16 protein-coding genes are annotated in these 16233 nt (G+C 70.3%); 8 read left to right on the plus strand and 8 right to left on the minus strand.

Going from position 1 to position 16233, the window contains the following annotated elements; translation table 11 throughout:
- Window positions 1-128: 128 nt before the first annotated feature.
- Together WA670_RS13065 and WA670_RS13070 are read right to left on the minus strand one after the other, a co-directional pair.
- Entirely contained in the window at window positions 129-1805 is a 1677-nt protein-coding gene (locus WA670_RS13065; RefSeq protein WP_275291994.1) for an ABC transporter ATP-binding protein, read from the minus strand.
- A gap of 106 nt (window positions 1806-1911) precedes the next feature.
- Window positions 1912-2802 carry a hypothetical protein gene (locus tag WA670_RS13070; RefSeq protein ID WP_336157834.1) on the minus strand — a complete coding sequence of 297 codons (891 nt, stop codon included), beginning with the start codon at window positions 2800-2802 and terminating at the stop codon, window positions 1912-1914.
- Window positions 2803-2845: 43 nt separating this feature from the next.
- Here WA670_RS13070 and WA670_RS13075 point away from each other — a divergent pair, with 43 nt between their 5' ends.
- The 6 genes from WA670_RS13075 to WA670_RS13100 all read left to right on the plus strand — a co-directional run bounded on the left by WA670_RS13075 (window position 2846) and on the right by WA670_RS13100 (window position 8116).
- Window positions 2846-3346: a mycothiol transferase gene (locus WA670_RS13075; RefSeq protein ID WP_336157835.1), complete on the plus strand. Its 501-nt coding sequence runs from the start codon at window positions 2846-2848 to the stop codon at window positions 3344-3346.
- Between the two features lie 15 nt (window positions 3347-3361).
- Window positions 3362-4072: an MBL fold metallo-hydrolase gene (locus WA670_RS13080; RefSeq protein WP_238605882.1), complete on the plus strand. Its 711-nt coding sequence runs from the start codon at window positions 3362-3364 to the stop codon at window positions 4070-4072.
- Between the two features lie 391 nt (window positions 4073-4463).
- Window positions 4464-5276 (plus strand): ABC transporter permease, encoded by an 813-nt coding sequence (locus WA670_RS13085; RefSeq protein ID WP_238605883.1) that lies wholly within the window; start codon window positions 4464-4466, stop codon window positions 5274-5276.
- Entirely contained in the window at window positions 5261-5965 is a 705-nt protein-coding gene (locus WA670_RS13090) for an ABC transporter ATP-binding protein (RefSeq protein WP_238605884.1), read from the plus strand. The genes WA670_RS13085 and WA670_RS13090 overlap by 16 nt, the downstream gene beginning before the upstream one ends.
- Entirely contained in the window at window positions 5952-6962 is a 1011-nt protein-coding gene (locus WA670_RS13095) for an ABC transporter substrate-binding protein (RefSeq protein WP_167756312.1), read from the plus strand. Before WA670_RS13090 ends, WA670_RS13095 begins: the two co-directional genes overlap by 14 nt.
- A complete protein-coding gene (locus WA670_RS13100) occupies window positions 6959-8116 on the plus strand; it encodes an LLM class flavin-dependent oxidoreductase (RefSeq protein ID WP_238605885.1) in 1158 nt (385 codons plus the stop codon). Before WA670_RS13095 ends, WA670_RS13100 begins: the two co-directional genes overlap by 4 nt.
- Before the next feature lie 26 nt (window positions 8117-8142).
- On the opposite strand, the gene WA670_RS13105 is transcribed toward WA670_RS13100, so the two are convergent.
- From WA670_RS13105 to WA670_RS13115, 3 genes are all read right to left on the minus strand, one after another.
- Complete coding sequence (locus WA670_RS13105; RefSeq protein WP_336157836.1) at window positions 8143-8808, minus strand: GntR family transcriptional regulator; 666 nt, start codon at window positions 8806-8808, stop codon at window positions 8143-8145.
- Window positions 8809-8868: 60 nt separating this feature from the next.
- Window positions 8869-10131 carry an alpha-hydroxy acid oxidase gene (locus WA670_RS13110; RefSeq protein WP_336157837.1) on the minus strand — a complete coding sequence of 421 codons (1263 nt, stop codon included), beginning with the start codon at window positions 10129-10131 and terminating at the stop codon, window positions 8869-8871.
- Between the two features lie 136 nt (window positions 10132-10267).
- Window positions 10268-11218, minus strand: coding sequence for a helix-turn-helix transcriptional regulator (locus tag WA670_RS13115; RefSeq protein ID WP_336157838.1), 951 nt, complete (start codon window positions 11216-11218; stop codon window positions 10268-10270).
- A gap of 153 nt (window positions 11219-11371) precedes the next feature.
- Between WA670_RS13115 and WA670_RS13120 the strand changes: the two genes are divergently transcribed.
- On the plus strand, window positions 11372-12817 hold the full coding sequence (locus WA670_RS13120) for an amidase (protein ID WP_336157839.1): 1446 nt from the start codon (window positions 11372-11374) through the stop codon (window positions 12815-12817).
- On the opposite strand, the gene WA670_RS13125 is transcribed toward WA670_RS13120, so the two are convergent.
- Both WA670_RS13125 and WA670_RS13130 read right to left on the minus strand, forming a co-directional pair.
- Window positions 12795-13643 (minus strand): alpha/beta hydrolase, encoded by an 849-nt coding sequence (locus WA670_RS13125; RefSeq protein WP_134727453.1) that lies wholly within the window; start codon window positions 13641-13643, stop codon window positions 12795-12797. The two genes, WA670_RS13120 and WA670_RS13125, sit on opposite strands and share 23 nt — an antisense overlap.
- Window positions 13640-14857: a metal-dependent hydrolase family protein gene (locus tag WA670_RS13130; protein ID WP_275291983.1), complete on the minus strand. Its 1218-nt coding sequence runs from the start codon at window positions 14855-14857 to the stop codon at window positions 13640-13642. The genes WA670_RS13125 and WA670_RS13130 overlap by 4 nt, the downstream gene beginning before the upstream one ends.
- A 52-nt stretch (window positions 14858-14909) precedes the next feature.
- On the opposite strand from WA670_RS13130, the gene WA670_RS13135 reads away from it, so the two are divergent.
- The gene (locus WA670_RS13135; protein WP_336157840.1) at window positions 14910-15476 is read left to right on the plus strand and encodes a TetR/AcrR family transcriptional regulator; all 567 of its coding nucleotides are present in this window, start codon (window positions 14910-14912) and stop codon (window positions 15474-15476) included.
- Here the strand turns inward: WA670_RS13135 and WA670_RS13140 are convergent, their stop codons facing one another.
- Entirely contained in the window at window positions 15477-16232 is a 756-nt protein-coding gene (locus WA670_RS13140; RefSeq protein ID WP_336157841.1) for an IclR family transcriptional regulator, read from the minus strand. It lies immediately after the preceding gene.
- Between the last annotated feature and the right edge of the window lies 1 nt (window position 16233).

Consider the following 16233-nt stretch of genomic DNA (forward strand, 5'->3'; position numbering starts at 1 on the left):
GCGGTTCCGTGACGTGTTGGTTCATGGGAGGGCCGCCGTTCGGTGGGCGGGTTCGGTGTGGCCGAGTTCGGGGAGTGCGGTGACGACGATCGTGGTGCGGTGGGGGCGAGGTTCCGCGACGCGTTGGGTCATGAGAGGACCGCCGCTCGGTAGGTCGCGTTCGTGCGGACGAGTTCGGGGTGGGTGCCTTCGGCGGCGACCTGGCCGTCCTGGAGGAGTACGACCCGGTCGGTGACGGCGAGCAGCGCCGGGCTCGTGGTGACCACGATGGTGGTGCGGGTGCGGCGAAGTTCCGCGACCCCGGCGGCGATGCGGGCTTCGGTGACGGTGTCGACGGCGGTGGTCGGATCGTGCAGCACCAGGACCGGAGCTTCGGTGGCGAGGGCGCGGGCGAGGGCGACCCGTTGTCGTTGTCCGCCGGACAGGGAGCGGCCGCGTTCGGTGACGGTGGTGGCGGTGCCGGAGGGGAGAGTCGCGGCGACCTCGTCGGCGGCTGAGGCGGTGAGCACTCCGTCCGGGATGGCGGGCATGCCGCCGCGGACGTTGTCTTCCACGGTGCCTTCGAAGAGGTCTGTGTCGTGCGCGGCGACTAGGACGACCTCGCGGACTCGGTCGGGGTCCACAGTGGACAGATTCACCTCGTCGACGTGGACGGTGCCGGCGTGTGGATCGGCGAAGCGGCCTAGGCAGTCGAGGAGATCGGTGGCCGTGGCGGGGTCGGTGGTGACGATGCCGAGCAGTTCGCCGGGCGGGACGGTGAGGTCGAGTTCGTTGAGTTTTCCGTGCGATACCGCGGAAAGCTCAACGCTGCCTGTCGCTGGGGCGGGCAGTTCGCCGGTGCCGTCCGGGACTGCGGGAGGTGTGCTGAGCACTGCGGCGACTCGGGCGGCGGAAGCGCGGCCCTGGGCGAGTTGGCCATTGACCCAGGCGAAGATGGTGAACGGCGTCTGCAGGAACTGCGCCAGCCCGACCGCGGCGACGAGGTCGCCGACGGAGATCTCGCCGTTCGCGGCGAGCGAGCCGCCGAGGAGGGCGACGATCGCGATGAAGATCCCGGTGAGCGCGAGCAGGGCGCCGTTGTGCCACGCCTGCGCGCGAGCCGCGCGGATGGTCGCTCGCAGGGAATCCCGGCTGGTGCGTCGATACCGCGCGGTCGCCGCCGGTTCCGCGCCGATGCCTTTCAGCACGCGCAGCCCGCTGACCAGGTCGGCCGCGACCCCGGAGGCGTGCGCGGCGCGTTCCTGTTCCAGTGCGCTGCGCTTCTCCAGCGGTTTCCCGATGAGATGGGCGAGGAACAGCAGCGGCGGGGTGCCGAGAAGGACGAGCAGCCCGAGCGGCACCGACATCCGGAGGAGCACGACCGCGCTCACGACCAGCCCGGCGAGCGCGGCGATGCCGAACGGAAGCACCGCGTTGATCATCCCGACCCGGCGGGCGTCCGAGGTTCCGACGCTCACCAGTTCCCCGGCGAGCGCACCGTTCTCCGCGCCGCCGCGAGGATGCAGGACGCGACGGCTGACCGCGAGCCGGATCTCGTGCGCGGCCCGCTCGGACGCGCCCTCTGCGGCCCGCGCGCCGAAGCGGTAGCTGGAGGAGAGCACCAGGAAGACCACCGCCAGCACGGCCAGCCAGCCGAGGAGCGTCAGCACGGAGCTGTCGGCGACGGCCCGGTCCAGCACCACGCCGATCACTACCGGGACGAGCGCCTCGCCACCCTGGTGCCCCGCCGCGAGGACGGCTGCGGCGACGACGGATTTCCGTTGTCCGGCGATCGCACTGCGCAGGACGTCCCGGCCGGTGGTCATCGGCGCCTCCGTTCGTGCGGACGAGGCCGGTCGGGTCGCCGGTTCCTCCCTTTCGTCCGCTGGAGAAGGCTAGCCTAACCTTTCACCAAGACCGTGTCGGGCGGCGTCATCGGCGGACGTCGCGTCCCGCGGGCTCTGCTTCCGGCGGCTGGTCTCCGACGGAGGCGACAGCCGGTTCGGGCTCGCCGAAGCGGGTCAGGGCCAGCGCGGCGGCCACGGCGAGGACGAAGCCGATCAGTGCGACCACGGCGAACCCGGGCCGGGTCCGGTCGCCCAGCAGCAGGACGCCGATCAGCGACGGCATGACCGTTTCGCCGAGCACCATCATCGCGGTGGCGGTGGTGACGCTGCCGCGTTGCAGTGCGGTGGCGAAGAACAGCATGGCCAGCGCGCCCGCCACCGCGACGACGTACAGCGCGGGGTCGCGCAGCAGGTCCAGCGGCGCGAGGCTCTGGATGACCCGGCCCGCCACCGCGACCAGTCCGAAGCACAGCCCGGCGACCAGCCCGAGCCCAGCGGTGCGTACGCGGTCGCCCGCGCGCCCGACAAGGAGACCGGCGATCCCGAGAACCACGGCGGCACCGGCGAGCGTCAGGCGGAAACCGAGGCCGACCTCGCTGGAACCTTCGCTTTCCGCGGACGAACCGAGCAGCGCGAGCCCGGCGACCACGACGCCGACAGCGGTCCATTCCCGCGCTCCGAGCCGGACTCCGAACACCCGCACCGCGACGGCCGTCACCGCCAGGCTCGCGGCTTGCGTCGCCTGGACCAGAAACAGCGGCAGGACGTGCAGGGCAGCGATCTGCGCGACGAAGCCGACGCCGTCGAGCAGCAGTCCGACGACGAACTTCCACTGCTTCAGCACCCGGAGCAGCAAACGCGGGTCGACCCCGGCGCCGCCCTCGTCCGGCGCGGCCTTCGCGGCCACCGCCTGCATCACCGAAGCGACGCCGTAGGCCACCGCGGACAGCAGCGCACACAGAAATCCCCACACCATGAGGCCGAGCGTATTCCTCTCCGGCGCCAGTAGGGTCGGGGCCATGGCGGAGGCAGAACGCGTCTGGCCGGATCCGCTCGACGGCGACGAGATGACCGTGCAGACGCGGTTCCTCGACTTCCTCCGGGCGACCGCGGTGCAGAAGATCACCGGGCTGACCCGGGAACAGGCGGCCGCGACGCCGCTGCCGAGTTCGCCGCGCACCAGCGCGCTGGGCGTGCTCAAGCATCTGACCGCGGTCGAGCGGTGGTGGCTGGTGATCGAGGCGGGCGGCTCCGACGAGCCCTCGCTGTGGCCGGGCTCGCCGGATCCGAGCTGGGACTTGACTCCGGAAGACGACGTCACGACGGTCGTCGCGGCTTATCGGGCGGAAAGGGAACGGGCGGCGGCAGCGCTGGCCGGGCTTTCGCCGGAGGACCGCACGCGCCGGTCGGGGGAGTTCACCGTCCGCTGGGTGCTGGCGCATGTCGTGCAGGAGACCGCGCGGCACGTCGGGCATCTCGACGCGCTGCGGGAACTGGCCGACGGCTCCGTGGGGGAGTGACGTTACGCTGCGGGCATGGCAGACCAGCTCTACTTCCGCCAGTTGCTCGCCGGCCGCGATTTCGCCGTCGGGGACGCCGTCGCGACCCAGATGGTGAATTTCGCTTACCTGATCGGGGACCGCGAATCGGGCGAGGCGGTGCTGGTGGACCCCGCGTACGCGGTGGGCGACCTGGTCGAGACGCTGGAAGCCGACGGGATGCGGCTGACCGGCGTGCTCGCGACGCATCACCACCCCGACCACGTCGGCGGCGACATGATGGGCTTCTCGCTGCCCGGGATCGCGGAACTGCTCGCGCTGCGGCCGGTGCCGATCCACGTCAACGCGCAGGAAAGCGAGTGGGTGCGCCGGGTGACCGGCGTGTCGGACACCGACCTGCGCGCGCACGAGCACGACGACGTGGTGACGGTCGGCTCGATCGACATCCGGCTGCTCCACACGCCCGGGCACACGCCGGGCAGCCAGTGCTTCCTGGTCGGCGACCGGCTGGTCTCCGGGGACACGCTGTTCCTCGAGGGCTGCGGCCGGACCGACTTCCCCGGCGGCGACGCGGACGCGATTTTCCGCAGCCTGCAATGGCTGGCGACGCTGCCCGGCGACCCAGTGGTGTACCCGGGACACCAATATTCGCCAGAGTCTTCGGCGTCGCTGTCCCGGGTGAAGAGCTCGAATTTCGTGTTCCGGCCCCGGTCGCTCGAGGAATGGCGGATGATGTTCGGCGGCTGAGCCAGGCCGTCGCCGGTCCGGCTCGGCGGAGAGTGCTTGCTGTGCCTGGAAAAAGTACATGGTGATCTTGTACCCCACGGCACCGACAATTTCGTGACGCCCACGCGCCGGTGTTCGGCAGCGGACCGGGAAACCTGTCCCGGATCCCGGGCACAGGGCTGCCCGCCCGGTGAACAAAACCCGTACACCGCGGCACGGATTCCAGTGCGTGAGAGCCGTCCGGCCCGACATTGACTTCACCCGTCCGGGGATCGAAGCTCGGGGACATGAAGCGCGGCGTCCTCCTCGTGTGCCGCCTGCACGTCGACCTCCGGCAGCAGGCGAGCGCGGTCTGTCTGACCCGCGGCTGAATCCCTTTCCCTGAACCGAAAACCCCACCCGGGAGAAATCCGTGTCGATTTCCACCACGGGCGTGCTGCCGCGCGCCGAAACGGCCGTGCCCAAGCGCGCGCCGCGGCGGCTGCCGTCGCCGCGCCGCTGGATCAGCCCGGTCGCGCTGGTCGCGGCGTGGCAGATCGCCAGTTCGACCGGCGCGTTGCCGCCCGACAAACTCAGCTCGCCCTGGACTGTCCTGCAAGCCGGAGTCGACGTCGCCCGCAGCGGCGAACTCGGCAGCGCCTTCGCGGTTTCGCTCGGCCGCGTCGGCGCGGGATTCGCGCTCGGGGCGCTCGCCGGACTGCTGCTCGGGGCCGTCGCTGGATTGTCGCGCTGGGGCGAGGCATTGGTCGATCCGCCGGTGCAGATGCTGCGGACCTTGCCGTTCCTCGGGTTGATCCCGTTGTTCATCCTGTGGTTCGGGATCGGCGAAGAGACCAAGATCTTCCTGGTGGCGCTGGGCGTGGCGTTTCCGCTGTACTTGAATGTCCACTCGGGAATCCGCACCGCCGACCCGCAGCTCGTGGAAGCCGCGCGGGCGCTGGGATTCACCCGCGCCGAACGGCTGTGGCACGTCGTCCTGCCAGGGGCTTTGCCGCAGGCGCTGGTCGGGCTGCGGCAGTCGCTCGGCGTCGCGTGGCTGGCGCTGATCGTCGGCGAGACGGTCAACGCGGACGCCGGGATCGGTTATCTCATCAACAATGCCCGCGAATTCCTGCGCACCGACGTCGTGGTGGTCGGGCTCGTGGTCTACGCCGTGCTGGGCCTCGTCACCGACGCCCTCGTCCGGCTGCTCGAAAGGAGGGCCTTGCGATGGCGAGCCCGGTAGTCGAGGTCCGTGACCTCGCGAAGAAATTCGGCGACCGCACTGTCCTCAACAGACTCGACCTGGACATCGGGCGCGGCGAGTTCGTCGCGCTGCTCGGGCGGAGCGGGTCCGGGAAGTCGACGCTGCTGAAGGTGCTGGCCGGGCTGGATCAAGAGATCGAGGGCACGGCCGCCGTGGACGGCACGGTTTCCGTCGCGTTCCAGCAACCGCGGTTGCTGCCGTGGCGCAAGGTCTGGCGCAACATCGTGCTCGGCCTGCGTCCGGACCACGACCGCGCGGTCGCGGAGAAAGCGCTGGCCGAGGTGCGGCTGGCGGAGCATGCCGACAAGTGGCCGCTCACGCTGTCCGGCGGTGAGGCGCAACGGGTTTCGCTCGCCCGGGCCTTGGTCCGCGAGCCGGATCTGCTGCTCCTGGACGAACCGTTCGGCGCGCTCGACGCGTTGACCCGGCTGGCGATGCACCGGCTCGTCGAAGACCTGTGGCGCACGCACGAGCCCGCCGTGTTGCTGGTGACTCACGACGTCGACGAAGCGCTCGTGCTCGCCGACCGGATCCTCGTCCTGGGCGACGGCCACATCGTCGCCGAACACGTTCTCGGCCAGCCGCGTCCGCGGAAGGCCGCCGACCACGCCGAGGTGCGCAGCCGCGTCCTGGCCGATCTGGGAGTGACCGAAGGTGCATCTGCGTAACGTCCTGGCCGCAGCGCTTCTGCTGACCGGGCTCGCCGCCTGCTCGTCGTCCGCTTCGGACGGTCGCGCGCCGGTTCCCGCCGCGGTTTCGCCCGCGGAGCTGAAGAAGGTCACGCTGCGCGTCGGCGATCAGAAGGGCGGGGTGAAATCCCTGCTCACCGCGGCGAATCAGCTGACCGGCACGCCGTACCGGATCGAATGGTCCACGTTCACTTCCGGGCCGCCGCTGCTGGAGGCGGCTTCGGCGGGGGCGATCGACGTCGGCCGGGTGGGCAATACGCCGCCGATTTTCGCGGCCGCGTCGAAGGCGAAGATCTCCGTGGTGAGCGTGGCGAAGAGCAATGTGGAGCGGGAAACCATTCTGGTGCCGCCGGATTCGCCGCTGACGGATGTCGCTTCCCTGCGGGGCAAGACGGTGGGTGTCGCGAAGGGGAGTTCGGCGCACGGGCAGCTGCTCAACACGCTCAAGAAGGCTGGTCTCTCCACCAAGGACATCAAGATCTCGTTCCTGCAGCCGTCCGAGGCGTTCGCGGCGTTCACACAGCACCAGATCGACGCGTGGGCGATCTGGGATCCCTACACCGCACAGGCCCAGATCGACGCGCATGCCCGCGTGCTCGCCGACGGCCGCGGCGCGTCCAACGGGCTCGCTTTCGAGACCGCCAGCACGACCGCGCTGGCCGATCCGGGCAAGAACTCGGCGATCAAGGATTTCGTGCAGCGCGTGGTGAAAGCCCAGCTCTGGTCCAATTCGCACCCCGACGAATGGGCGCGCGCGTGGGCGGCGGAAACCGGGTTGAAACCGGAGGTGGCGAAGAAGGCCGTCTCCGCCGGAAGGGACCGGCCGATCCCGCTGGACGACGCCGTCGTCGCGTCCGAACAACAGCTCTCCGACGCGTTCACGAACGAGGGCACGCTGCCCGGGAAGGTCGACTTCGCGGCGTTCGTCGACCGCCGCTACGGGCCCGACATCGAGGCCGCGAGGAGGAACGGATGAGCCTGAAACTGCACTGGTTCCTGCCGACCACCGGGGACGGCCGGACGATCGTGGAACGCTTCCACGCCAGCAAGTCCCAGGGCCCGAGCGCGCAGCGACCGGCGGATCTGGACTACCTCGCGCAGGTCGCGCGCGCGGCCGAACAACTGGGTTTCGAGGGCGTGCTGACCCCGACTGGCACCTGGTGCGAGGACGCCTGGCTGACCACCGCCGCGCTGATCCGCGAGACGAGCAGGCTGAAGTTCCTGGTCGCGTTCCGGCCGGGCGTCATCTCGCCGACGCTCGCCGCGCAGATGGCCGGCACCTTCCAGCGGCTGTCCGGCGGCCGGGTCCTGCTGAACATCGTGACCGGCGGCGACGCGGTCGAACAGCGCCGGTTCGGCGACTGGCACGACCACGACGCCCGGTACGCCCGGACCGACGAGTTCTTGTCGATCGTGCGCGGCGTGTGGTCGGGAAAGCCGTTCGACTTCGCCGGCGACCACTTGCGCGTCGAAGGAGCCACGACGCTCGCCGCGCCGGATCCGGTGCCGCCGCTGTACTTCGGCGGTTCGTCGTCGGCGGCGCTCCCGGTCGCCGCGCGGCACGCCGACGTCTACTTGACCTGGGGCGAACCGCCCGCGCAGGTCGCGGAGAAGATCGGCAGGGTGCGGGAACTGGCTGAGCGGGAGGGTCGCACGGTCCGGTTCGGCGTCCGGCTGCACACGATCGCGCGCGACACGTCGGCGGAGGCCTGGGCGGAGGCGCAGAAGCTGCTGGACGCGTTGAGCCCGGAGCAGATCGCGAAGGCGCAGTCGCAGCTGGCGGCGAGCGAGTCGGTGGGGCAGCGGCGGATGGTCGCGCTGCACGGCGGCCGGGCCGGGACGACGGCGCGGGAGCTGGAGATCCATCCGGCGCTGTGGGCCGGGATCGGCCTGGTGCGCGGCGGTGCGGGGACGGCGCTCGTGGGGAGTTATGCGGAGATCGCGGACTTGATCGAGGAGTACCGCGAGGCCGGGGTCTCGGAGTTCGTGCTGTCCGGGTATCCGCATCTGGAGGAGGCGTACTGGTTCGGCGAGGGGGTGCGGCCGGAGCTGGCTCGGCGCGGGTTGCTGGACGCGGGACCGGTGGCGGTGCGGGCGGTGCCGGGGGAGCGGGCGGTGGCTGCTCTGTAGGGGAGCCGGGGTCCCGGCAGGAACGCTCACGGCAGCAGGTGGGGCACCTCGTTCCGGCGGCGCAGCGCGAGGTGCATCATCGCGCGGCCGCCGAGTTCGAGGTCGTCCTCCAGGGCCTTCAGAGCGGTCTGGCCGCCGATGCGGAGCTGGTCGACGAGGTGCCGGTGCGTCGTCGCCAGGTGGGCGGCGGAGGACTCGGCGCGGATCGTCGCGAGCATGCAGTTCAGTTCGTTCTCGCAGGCCCGGTGCGCGGCGAGCACGCGAGGGTTTCCGCTGGCCTTCACGATTTCCGTGTGCACCGCGCTGTGCGCCTCGATCACGTGCCGCCACGGGGTTTCGGCGGTCATCATTTCGAGTCGCCGCACCGCCTCGTCCACCGCGTCGAAGTTCGCGTTCTGCAGCAGAGCCAGCCGGAGCGCGCCGAGTTCCAGGATGGAGCGGTACGAGCACATCGCGTCGATGCGTTCGGTCGTCACCGCGGGGACGACGATGCCCTTGTTGCGCTGGTGTTCGAGGAGGCCCTCGGACACCAGCGTCTGCAGGCCGGACCGCACCGAATGCCGTCCGGCGCCGAAGCGGGCGCTCAGCGATTCCTCGGTGAGCCGCGTCCCGGGTTCGAGGAGGCCGTCCAGCAGGTCGTCGCGGAGGGCTTGCGCGATGCTTCCCGGCGTACTGCCCGCCTGTTCGCGCACTTCGCCACTCGTTTCAGCAGAACTTCCCACAGCGACTGCCGATCTTAGCCGAGCCCGCCGTCAAAGCCGGGCGGGCAGCCGCAGGGAGGCGTGTTCCGCGGTGATCTCGTCGGTGCGCTTGACGCCGAGAAGCCGCAACGTCCTTACGTACTCGGCGCGGAGGATCTCCATCGTGCGCTCGACGCCTTGCTCGCCAGCCGCCATCAGGCCGTACAGGTAGGCCCGGCCGACCATCGCGGCCGACGCGCCCAGCGCCCGCGCGGCAACGAGGTCCGCGCCGGTCCGGACGCCGGTGTCGAGGATGACCTCGCAGTCGTCCCCGACGGCGTCCACGACGCGCGGCAGCAGTTCGAGCGGGGTCGGCGCGCGGTCGAGCTGGCGACCGCCGTGGTTGGAGAGCACGAGGGCGTCGACGCCGGAAGCGGCCATCTCCTTGGCGTCCGCGACGCTCTGAATCCCTTTGACGATCAGCTTTCCCGGCCACAGCCCGCGCAGCCACCGCAGGTCTTCGACGGTGAGCGACGGGTCGAACATCGTGCCGATCAGTTCCTCGACGGTGCCGTCGAAGTTGTTCAGGGCGGCGAATTGCAACGGTTCGGTGGTCAGCAGGTTCATCCACCAGGACGGCCGGACCGCGATCCCGGCGAGGGTGCGGACGGTGAGCGTCGGCGGGATCGTCAGTCCATTCCGGACATCGCGCATCCGCGCCCCGCCGATCGGGGTGTCGACCGTGAGAACGAGCGCTTCGTACCCGGCCTGAGCTGCGCGTTCGACCAGTGCTTCGCTCGCGGCGCGGTCTTTCCAGAGATAGAGCTGGAACCATTGCCGCGCGGACGGTGCGCTGGCGCGGACGTCTTCGAGGTCGGTGGTGCCCATTGTCGAGAGCACGTACGGGATCCCGGCGCGGGCGGCCGCGCGGGCGACGGCGATCTCGCCCTCGTGGTGCATCATGCGGGTGAAACCGGTCGGTGCCAGCACAAGCGGCAGCGCGGACTGTCCACCGAGGACGGACGTCGCCGGGTCCACCTCGGTGACGTCCTGCAGCACGCGCGGATGCAACTCGACGTTCTCGAAGGCCTGCCGCGCCCGGCCCAGGCTGATTTCCTGCTCCGCCGCGCCGTCGACGTAGTCGAAAACCGGCCGCGGCGTGCGGCGGCGGGCGATGGTGCGCAGGTCGTCGATGGTGTGCGCGGTGGCGAGGCGGCGCTCGCGGACGTCGAACCGGGGCTGCCGGAACTTGAGCAGCGGCCGGATCTCCGACGGCCGGGGCAGCCGCCGCTTGATCGCCCGCCGGGGCAGGTGCTCGGGTTCGAACGTGGTCATCCGCTGCCTCCTGGCCGCCGGGGGATCGGTACACAATCGTGAGCCGGTGAACTTCGTTCTCCATCGGCGTTTGCGCGATTCATGGGCAGGAGGAGTGAAACACGGCCCCATCAGGAGCGCAAGGATTGTGACACAATCAGCGGTATGCGGCCTCCAGCGCGCCGAGCGTGTCGAGGTTGTGCTCGAGCGCGTGCCGGGCCAGCGCGGTCCGGTTCGAGCAGTCGAGCTTCACCAGCGAAGACTCGACGTGGCTGCGCACCGTCCGAACTGCGATCCCCAGTGCCGCCGAGACCCGCTCGTTCGACCATCCGCGCGCGACCAGCCCGACGACATCCAGTTCCCGCCCGGTCAACAGCCCGGGATCGGGCAGACGGGAAATCCGCAGCAGCACTCCGTCCGGACGGCGCGCCCGGGCGAGCACCTGCCACCAGACGCCGTCCGCGTCCCGATGGCGGAAGCCGGTCCGCTCGCCCGTAGTGCACCGCGCGGCGAGCCGGGCCTCGTGCTCGCTCAGCGGCAGGCGCTCCATCGCAGCCGAGCGCACGTCGACCCTCGCCGGTGAGACGAGCAGCACGACGTCGGCCGCGGGATCGCCCGGTTCCGCGCCGGGGTCGGCCAGCGCGGCGAAATCATGAGACAGCATCGTGAGCGCGAGGACGGATCCGTCGTCCAACGGCCGATCGTGGAGGGAACTCAGCGCAACAAAGCTGCGCTCCGGACCGGAACCGGGCGAGAGCGGCAGCGTCACGCCTTCGCGGAAACCGTAGGGCTGAATGCCTTCCCGGTACGTCCGGGTCTCGTGGACCTCCGGGATGTCGACGAAGCGCAGCGGCAGGCCCAGCCGGGCGGCGCGCAGGTGGATCGGGCATTTCCAACGGTAGGTCGTGGTCATATAGCCGAGCATGTCCGCGGGATAGCCAAGGTTGACCGTCGTGGTGCGCTGTTTGCTGCCGGTCACCAATGCGACGCAGGCGAAACCGAGTTTGTCCCGCACCGCTCGGAGCGGGGTTTCGACGGGCAGATCGCCGCGGCCCGCCGCGCGCACGTCCCGGGCGAGCCGGGCCCACCACTGCACATCCGCGGTCATTTCCGCACCTCCGCTGCCGGACGGAGCATGAACGGCCGCCGCCGCGGATGTCAACGGGACGCACATCCGCGGCGGCGACGGAACGGCTTTTCGGCCGATGCCGCCGCCCGCGCCCGCTCATAGCCTTCCGTTCCCCGGCTGAAGGAGACTTCGATGAACCTTGACGAATACGCCGCCCTCGACGCGACCGCGCTGGCCGCCGTCATCGCCTCCGGGGAGGTCACCGCCGCGGAGGTCGCGGCGCTGGCGGTCGAAGCCATCGGCAAGGTGAACCCGGAGCTGAACGCGGTTGCCGACGGCCCGTTCGAGCGTCCGCTCGACTACTCGCCCGACGGCAGGTTCGCCGGAGTTCCGTTCGCGATCAAGGATCTCGTGCTGCACGCTGCCGGAGTGCCGACCCGGATGGGCACGCGGATGCTCGGCCAAGGCATCGTGCCGCCGGCGGACACCCACCTGATGGAGCGCTTCCGCGCGGCGGGCCTGGCGACGCTGGCGGTCACGACCACGCCGGAGCTGGGGTTCAACGGCAATTCCGAAGCGCTGGCCTACGGTTCGACGCGCAATCCGTGGAACACCGAGCACAGCGCCGGCGGATCCAGTGGCGGTTCGGCGGCGCTCGTCGCAGCCGGGGCGCTCCCGATCGCGCACGCCAACGACGGCGGCGGCTCGATCCGCGTACCCGCGGCCTGCAACGGCCTGGTCGGACTGAAGCCCAGCCGCGGCCGGGTGCCGACCGGCCCGGACTACGCCGATCCGTTGTACGGCATGGGGGTCGAACTCGCGGTGTCGCGGACGGTCCGGGACACCGCGGCCCTGCTGGACGAGGTCGCGGTGAGCTATCCGGGCGACCCGTACGTCCTCGCCCCGCCCGCGCGCCCGTGGCTCGACGAGGTCGGCGCCGATCCCGGACGGCTGCGCATCGGCCTGCACACCGAATCCTGGGCGGGCAGCTACGTCGACCCGGAGGTGGCGCGCGCGGTCGAAGCCGTGGCCGAGGTGCTCGAAGCGGCGGGCCACCACGTCGAACGCGCGACGCCGGTCTTCGACTGGGAAGCGTTCCTGCACACGAATCACGTGCTGTGGTCCGGATTCCTGGCCGGTTCGGTCGCCGGCATCGAAGAGCTGACCGGGGTCGCGGCGAGTCCGGAGAATCTCGAACGCACCACGTGGGCGTGCGTCGAGTACGGCCGTTCGATCAGTGCGATGGAACTGACCGCGGCGTTGGGCGCGATGAACGCCGTTTCCCGGGAGGCAGGCCGCTTCTTCACCGGATACGACCTGCTGCTGACCCCGACGATCAACACCCCGGCGCCGCCGCTGGGCCGTCTGGACGCGAACGCGGATCTCACCGCGGCCGAGTGGACGAAGCAGCTTTTCGACGTTTGCTCGTTCACGCCGTTGTTCAACCTGATCGGTGCTCCGGCGATCAGCCTTCCGCTGGGCGAGTCCTCGCGGGGGTTGCCGATCGGAGTGCAGCTGGGCGGGCCGGTGTGTTCGGAATCGTTGCTGCTGCGGGTCGCCGCGTTCCTGGAAGAGGCGATGCCGTGGGCAGCCCGGCGACCCGCAGTCCACGCCGCTACTGGGACCGGCACGTCCTGAGGTAGCTGAGGAACGACGCTTGCAACCCGGTCACGTGCGTTTCGCGCAAGACCTCGCTGGTGACGGCGGGCGACGTGACGCGGTGCAGGAACGTGGCCGCGTGTTTCGCGAGGTTCTGGTAGACGGCCAGGTCTCCGAAAAGCTCCCGGTCGTTGACGGTCACGTGCAGCTTGGCGGCGGGCCGCCGGTCGCCAAGCTCGCGGAGTTGGGCGAAAACCTGACTGTCTTCACCGATAACGCCGGGGCTGCCCGCTCCGACGCTCTCGAAGAGCGGGCAGCCGCTGAGCCAGGCGTAGAGGCTGAAAAGTCCGCCGTAGGAGTAGCCGAAGAGGCCGTGACCGCTCTCGGCCGTGCCGTAGTCACGTTCGATGCGCGGGTGGAGTTCCTCGGTGAGGAAGGCCAGGAACGCGTCGGCGCGGGTGTCGCGCAATTCGGCGAGGTAGGCGTCGGCCTCTTCGCGGGTCATCCGGCCCGTGCTGACGCCCATCTCCACGGCATCCACGAATTCCGGGGCGACGGGTTCGCCGGGCGGCACGAGGTCGCGGTTGCGCAGCCGCGCCCAATGCTGCGCGTCCTCGCCCGCGTAGCCGACGCTGACCTGCAGGTACGGCTGGATCTGCTGCATGGGATCCGCCTGCGTGACGATCAGCGGGGCGGTCTGGCCCACGGCCCAGTTGCCGTCGAGCACGTAGACGGCCGGTGCCCGCGTCGTGGCGGGGTCGTAGCCCGGCGGCGTGGTGACCCAGACGCCGTAGTCGTACCCGCTGCCGGAACGCATTTCGAAGTATTCGGTGTCGGCGAAGCAGCCGTGCCACAGGGTGCTCATCGGAGGTCCTTCACTACGCGTCCGGCCTGGACGACGACGATCGCGTTGGCCGGGTCGGAGAAAAGCTGCGGATTCTCGAGCGGATTTCCGTTCCAGAGCACGAAATCCGCCTGAAAGCCGGGAGCGATGACTCCCACTTCGCCGGCAAGGCCGAGGATCTCGGCGTTGGTTTTCGTGGCTGCCACGAGAGCATCCATCGGCGTCTCCAGACCGGCTCGCAAGGCGAGTTCTTCGCCTCGGTGGTGCTGGGCCGGCCCGATGAGGTCAGACCCCAGCCCGATCCGCAGCCCGGCCTTCTTGGCGACAGCGAGCGCCTCGGCCATCCGCTCGCGAACGCCCAGCACTCGCTCGCGGATCGACTCGTTGAGGCCAGTGCTCGCGGTGTCTCGAAGCAGTTGTTCAACGACGGCGAACGTGGGCACCAGGGCAACGTCGTGCGCGGCCATCAAGGCGGCTGTCGGCTCGTCGATGTCGGTGCCGTGCTCGACGCAGCGCACCCCGGCCTCGACGGCGTTCCGGATGCCTTCGTTGTTGTGCGCGTGAACCGTCACGTAGGTGCCGCGCGCGGCGGCTTCTTGAACCGCGACAGCGATTTCTTCGCCGGTGAACTGGGTGTCGGTCAGCTGGTCATGCGAGCTGACCACCCCGCCGGTCACGCAAAGCTTCAAGAAAGAGGCTCCGCGACGGAAGGCCTCGCGCACGTTGCTGCGCAGCTCGTTCGCGTTGCCCGACTGCATGGACAGGGCGCACAGGCCCGGGATGTGATGGTCGCTCCACCGTTCGGTCGGCTCCCATTCGGCTCCGTAGTAGCCGTGGCCGCCGGTCTGACATTGAACCGGTCCGCACGACAGGACGCGCGGACCCCGGACCTTCCCTTTGGCGATCGTGGTGACGACGCCGCCGTCGATGCCGCCGGTGTCCCGGACCGTCGTGAACCCGGCGTCGAGCGCCGCGCCGGCCGTGGCGAAGATGTCCGCCGCGAGCTCGGCGGCACTGAGCCGAAACGCGAACTGCGGCTCGATCGGGCTCGACAGTCCCAGGTGGACGTGCGCGTCGATCAGACCGGGCGTCATCGTCAGCCCGTCGGCAGCGAAGCGCTCGCCGGACGCGTCGGACTCGGCGATCAACCCGTCTTCGACCGTCACCGTGACGTCGGCGGGATCTCGCCCCGACCCGTCGACGACCGTCGCGCCGACTACCTGAAACCGTCCCACGAGCTGTCCCTCCGCCGTTGCACCGTTCTTTTCCAATGGATAAACTGCGGAGGTGACCTTGTCAAGCACGGAACCCCAGGGCGACGCCCGCGAGCGTCTTCTGGCGCGGCTTCTCGACGCCTTCGACGGGACCCTTCCCTCGCCGGAGGTGTCGCTGCGCGAGGTCGCCGCCCGGGCCGACACCAGTCATGCCTTGCTGCGCTACCACTTCGGGTCGCTGCCGGGGGTTCTGGCGGCGATGCTCAAGGCTCAGCGATCCCGCGACAACGAGGCACTGTTCGAGACGGCTCGCGACAGCACCTTCGACGAGTTCGTCGTGGCGATCTGGCGGACCTATACCCGCCCGGAGCAGCTGTCTCGGGTTCGCGGGTTCTTTCATGTCGCAGGGCTGGCGGCGTACCGGCCGGAGGACTTCCGCGAGCTGGTCGAGTCGCTGGACGACCTGACGAAGATGCTGGCTTCGCTCGCGGAACGGGAAGGGCGGAGTGCCAGGGAGGCGCTGACGATGGCGACTGTCGCCGTCGCGGCGATTCGTGGTTTGTTGTTGCAGGAGGTGCTGACTCCGGAGGGTCACTCGGAGGATGCGGTCGCGTTGATCCTGCGGATGAGCAAGGGCTGATCAGGTCTCGGAAATCGTCCGCGACAACGCCAGTGCCACCGTCCGCACCGCGGGTGCGACGCGTTCGGTGCGCATCCGCGTCGCCCATCCGGAGATGGACACCGCGGCCACGGCGAGTCCGTTCGCGTCGACCAGCGGGCTCGCCGCGCACACGACACCCACGCCGGATTCCTCGCGCTCGAAGGCGATCCCGTCCTCGCGGATCCGCGCCAATTGGCGGCGCAGCAACCCGGGTGCGGTGATCGTCCGCGGGCTGACCCGGGGCAGCCCGGCGTCGATCACGCGCGTCACGACGTCGTCGGGGGAGCAGGACAGGATCGCCTTCCCGACCCCGGTCGCGTGCGCGGGAAACCGCCCGCCGGTGCGCGAAGGCAGATCCGGCGCGTCCGGGCCGCGCAGCACGTCCAGGTACACGACTTCGGTGCCTTCCAGGACCGCGAGATGCACCGTGTTCCGCGTGGCCTCCCGCAGATCCGCCAGGTACGGCCGCGCCGCCTCCACCAGACCGCGGCGGCGCACCGCGAGCTGGCCGATCTCGAAGAGCCGCAGTCCTAATCGGACCGAGGTGCCGTCGCGTTCCAGCAGGCCGGTGTCGGCCAGGTGCCCGGCGAGCCGGTGCACGGTCGTCTTCGCCAGGCCGGTCCGGCGCGCCAGCTCGGACACGCCGAGCGCGTCGTCGCCGGGGCGGAAGGCTTCCAGCACGGCGGCGACCCGTGCGGTTACGAGCCCGTCGCCGTTCCGTCCAGTGGTACGCATG

Source organism: Amycolatopsis sp. VC5-11, from assembly GCF_037034185.1.
Classification (GTDB): Bacteria; Actinomycetota; Actinomycetes; order Mycobacteriales; family Pseudonocardiaceae; genus Amycolatopsis; species Amycolatopsis nivea.